Here is a 3773-nt window from a genome sequence, read left to right on the forward strand (position 1 = left end):
GGCGCGCGCGCCCACTCAGTCCTCCAGCCGCCGCGCCTCGTCCACCAGCATCACCGGGATCCCGTTGTGGATCTGGAAGGCGAGCCCCGCCCCGGTCGAGACGAGCTCCTGGCGAACCGGGTCGTAGGCGAGCCGCCCGCGCGTCACCGGGCAGACCAGGAACTCGAGCATCTGCCGGCAGGCATGCGTCGCCGGGACCTCGACGGTCCCTTCCTTCTCCGCGCCCCCGCTCACTGCATCGCCCCCTCGTCGCCGCTCGAGCGCAGGGCGAATTCCATCAGCGCCACCAGCGTCTCCCGCCGCTCGGACAGCGTCGGCGCCTCGAGCAGCGCCTGCTTCTCCTCCGGGTCGAACGGACAGAGGATGGCGAGCGAGTTCACCAGGAGCTCCGGATCCGCCTCCTTCAGGCTGTCCCAGTCCGAGGAGAGCTGCGCGCTGTCGAAGAACCGCCCGAGCACGTCGAGGAAAGCCGGACGGTCGAAGCCCGCGTCCTGCTCGGCCCGCCCGAGGTCGCGCTCGAAGCTCGACCAGTCGACGGCGGCGCGGAGGTAGGGCGTGAACCCCTCCTGCACCTCGCCGAGCCGGAAGCGGCAGATCCCGGAGAGCGTGATCAGATAGCGCCCGTCCTCGGTCTCCTGCAGCGCCGTCACCCGCCCGGCGCAGCCAACCTTGTGCAGCCGCACCCCCTCCCCCTCCGCCGTCGCGCAGGGCTGGATCATCCCGACCAGCCGGTGCGGCGTCTTGAGGGTGTCCTCCAGCATGGCGAGATAGCGCGGCTCGAAGATGTTGAGCGGCAGCCGCGCCCGCGGCAGCAGCAGCGCTCCCGGCAACGGAAAGACCGGGATCGTGTCCGGCAGGTCGGCCAGGCTGAACTTCCTGCCCATGCCCCTCCCCTCGGGCGGCCCCGCCTCAGGCGAAGATCATCGAGCTCAGGCGCCGGCGCCCCTTCTGCGCCTCCTCGCTCTTCGGCCCCAGGCTGTCGAAGATCTTGAAGAGCTGCGCCTTCGCCGCCCCGTCGTTCCACTCGCGGTCGCGGCGGAAGAGCTCGAGCAGCGTCTCGATCGCGCCGGCCTGGTCGCCCGCGCCGACCTGCGCCTTGGCGAGGTCGTAGCGCGCCTGGTGGTCATCGGGGTTGCGCTCGACCGCCGCGCGCAGCTCCGCCGTCTCGCCGGCGCCCGCGCTCATCTCGGCGAGGTCGATCTGCGCCTTCGCCGCCAGGAGCGCCGGATCGCTCGCCTTGGCCGGCGGCGCCAGCGCCACGATCTCCCGCGCCCGCTCGATGTCGCCTAGCGCGAGATACGCCCGCGCGAGCCCGGCGATCGCCGCAACATTGCCCTCCTCCTCGGCGAGGATCGCTGAGAAGGTCTGCGCCGCATCTGCGGCCGCGCCCTCCTCGAGCATCTCCTCCGCCGCGGCGAGCGCCTGCTCGATACCGGCGTTGCCGCCCGACATGGCGATCAGCCGGTCGACGAAGGCCTTGATCTGCGCCGGCGCCTGCGCGCCCATGAAGCCGTCCACCGGCTGCCCGCCGACGAAGGCGAAGACCGCCGGGATCGACTGCACCCGCATCTGCGCCGCGATCCGCTGGTTCTGGTCGACGTCGATCTTGACCAGGCGCACCTTGCCCTTCGCCTCGGTCACCGCCTTCTCGAGCGCCGGCCCGAGCGTCTTGCAGGGGCCGCACCAGGGCGCCCAGAAGTCGACGATGACCGGCATCTCCATCGAGGCCTCGATCACGTCGGCCATGAACGTCGCCTCGGTCCCGTCCTTGATCGGGCTCGGCTGGACAGGCGCTGTCAGATCCATGGTCTCGCTCACTCTCCCTCGCACGGCCCCGTCGGCCGCTGGCTTGCGGCTTAGGTGGGGTAGGGTCCGGCTTGCGTCAAGCTCAATCCCCCTCGGCCAGCCCGCGGCAGAGCGCCTCGTGCCGCTCGACGAAGGCGCGCCGGACCTCGGCGGGCGGGCGGAGGACGAGCCGCATCTCGCCCAGCCCCTCGACCTTCGGCACCCCGAAGAAGCGGTCCGCCTCCGCCGCCTCGAAGCCGGCGAGATGCACCGCCTCGAGCCACGCCGAGATCCGGTCCGCCCGCTTGATCTGCGCCTTGACAAGCTTCGGCAGCTCTGCCGGCAGCCCGAAGCGGATGTGCACCGCCCGCGCCAGCCGCTCGTCGAGCGCGGCATACCCCGGCCCCACCGCCGCCTTCACCGGCGAGATCATGTCGCCGATCACATACTCCGGCGCATCGTGCAGCAGCGCCGCCAGCCGCCAGCGCGCCTCCGCCGCCGGCACCAGCCGCCCGAACAGCTCCTCGACGAGCAGCGAATGCTCGGCCACCGAATAGGGATGCTCGCCGCGGGTCTGCCCGTTCCATCGCGCGACGAAGGCGAGCCCGTGCGCGATGTCCTCGATCTCCACGTCGAGGGGCGAAGGGTCGAGCAGGTCGAGCCGCCGCCCCGAGAGCATCCTCTGCCACGCCCGCGCCATCCCTCACCTCACGACGGTCAGATCGTCCGGGAAGCGGTCGAGATAGGCGCAGGTCTTGCCGAGGGCGAGCAGGTGCTTGACCAGCATCCGCCGCAGGAAGGCCGGGTTCTCGTGCGGCAGCGTCCCGTCCGGGCCGACCGGGTGGTCGGGGAAATGCGCCGCCATGAACGCGCGATAGGCCCGCTTGAAGCGCAGCGGGAACTCGCCGCGCTCGTCCTTCCAGGGCTTCCGCGGCCCGATGAAGTGCACGACGTTCGCATCCTCCATCGCCTCGAAGAGCCGCGATGCCCAAGTATACTGCCAGTTCCACCGCGGCGACAGCTCGGCCCAGTCCCCCTTCAGCGTCGCGTTGAGCAGGTTCTGGTCGTGGCGGATCATCACGTCGCGGTTCTCCCGCCCGATCCTGACGCAGCTCCCGAGGATGCCCTGCGCGTTGAAGCCGGCCACGTCGATCAGCATGACGCCCGCATTGAAGTAGGGCGCGCCCTCCACTCCCAGCACCTTGAACTGCTTCGGCCGTCGCGCCGGCGTGCGCCATTGCGAATTGTCCCTGACCGCCCCGATCGCATGGCTCCCGAGATCGACCCCGAGCAGCGCGCCGAAGTCGCCCCCCTGCACGAAGACGTCCCCGTCGAGATAGAGGAGCCGCCGGTATTCGCCCGCGAAGGCCGCCGGCAGCGCCAGCCGCAGGTAGACCACCTGCGTCCGCCCGGGATCGAGCCTCAGGCCGTCGAAGAGGTCGCCCGCCGTCACCCGGCAGTAGCGCACCCCGAGATGAGCCAGGCTCGCCGGCTCCGATGGCCGGTCATCCATGTAGCAGAGGCAGATGTCGAAGTCGCGCGCCGGGTGCAGCCGCGCGATCTGCTCGGCCGCCAGCATGGCGTAGCGGGCATACTGCCCGTCGCAGGCGAAGACGATCGCGCGTTCGGCGCGCGGCGGCGTCGAAGCCTCGAGGAGAATGGCCATGGCAACTCCGCAGGGGCCCGGCGATTCCTAGCCACGGCGCCCGCAGTTGTCGAGCACGAGGCTTCTTGCTAAGTGCGCTCGTCGAGTGCGCCCGGGCTAGGCCCGCGGGCCGGAAGGGAGTTTCACGCGCCAATGAGCAACGATTACGTCGTCAAGGATATTGCCCTCGCCGATTTCGGCCGCAAGGAGATCGAGATCGCCGAGACCGAGATGCCGGGCCTGATGGCGCTTCGCGCCGAGTTCGGCGCGGCGAAGCCCCTGAAGGGAGCGCGGATCGCCGGCTCGCTGCACATGACGATCCAGACCGCCGTCCTCATCGAGA

General features: G+C 70.7%; 6 protein-coding genes. 1 reads left to right on the forward strand and 5 read right to left on the reverse strand.

Going from position 1 to position 3773, the window contains the following annotated elements:
• Positions 1-15: 15 nt before the first annotated feature.
• The 5 genes from Q0112_RS17005 to Q0112_RS17025 form a co-directional block, all read right to left on the reverse strand.
• The gene (locus tag Q0112_RS17005) at positions 16-171 is read right to left on the reverse strand and encodes a Trm112 family protein (protein ID WP_297977198.1); all 156 of its coding nucleotides are present in this window, start codon (positions 169-171) and stop codon (positions 16-18) included.
• Positions 172-230: 59 nt separating this feature from the next.
• Positions 231-884 carry an LON peptidase substrate-binding domain-containing protein gene (locus Q0112_RS17010; RefSeq protein ID WP_297977193.1) on the reverse strand — a complete coding sequence of 218 codons (654 nt, stop codon included), beginning with the start codon at positions 882-884 and terminating at the stop codon, positions 231-233.
• Between the two features lie 25 nt (positions 885-909).
• The gene (trxA, locus tag Q0112_RS17015; RefSeq protein WP_297977194.1) at positions 910-1806 is read right to left on the reverse strand and encodes a thioredoxin; all 897 of its coding nucleotides are present in this window, start codon (positions 1804-1806) and stop codon (positions 910-912) included.
• 82 nt (positions 1807-1888) lie between these two features.
• Positions 1889-2485, reverse strand: a complete 597-nt coding sequence (locus tag Q0112_RS17020; protein ID WP_297977195.1) for an HD family hydrolase — start codon at positions 2483-2485, stop codon at positions 1889-1891.
• 3 nt (positions 2486-2488) lie between these two features.
• The gene (locus Q0112_RS17025; protein WP_297977196.1) at positions 2489-3451 is read right to left on the reverse strand and encodes a glycosyltransferase family 8 protein; all 963 of its coding nucleotides are present in this window, start codon (positions 3449-3451) and stop codon (positions 2489-2491) included.
• A 132-nt stretch (positions 3452-3583) separates the two neighbouring features.
• Here Q0112_RS17025 and Q0112_RS17030 point away from each other — a divergent pair.
• The coding region (locus tag Q0112_RS17030; RefSeq protein WP_297977197.1) for an adenosylhomocysteinase at positions 3584-3773 on the forward strand (190 nt) is incomplete at its 3' end.

Origin of the sequence: uncultured Amaricoccus sp. (assembly GCF_937858865.1) — a bacterium.
Taxonomy (GTDB): domain Bacteria; phylum Pseudomonadota; class Alphaproteobacteria; order Rhodobacterales; family Rhodobacteraceae; genus Amaricoccus.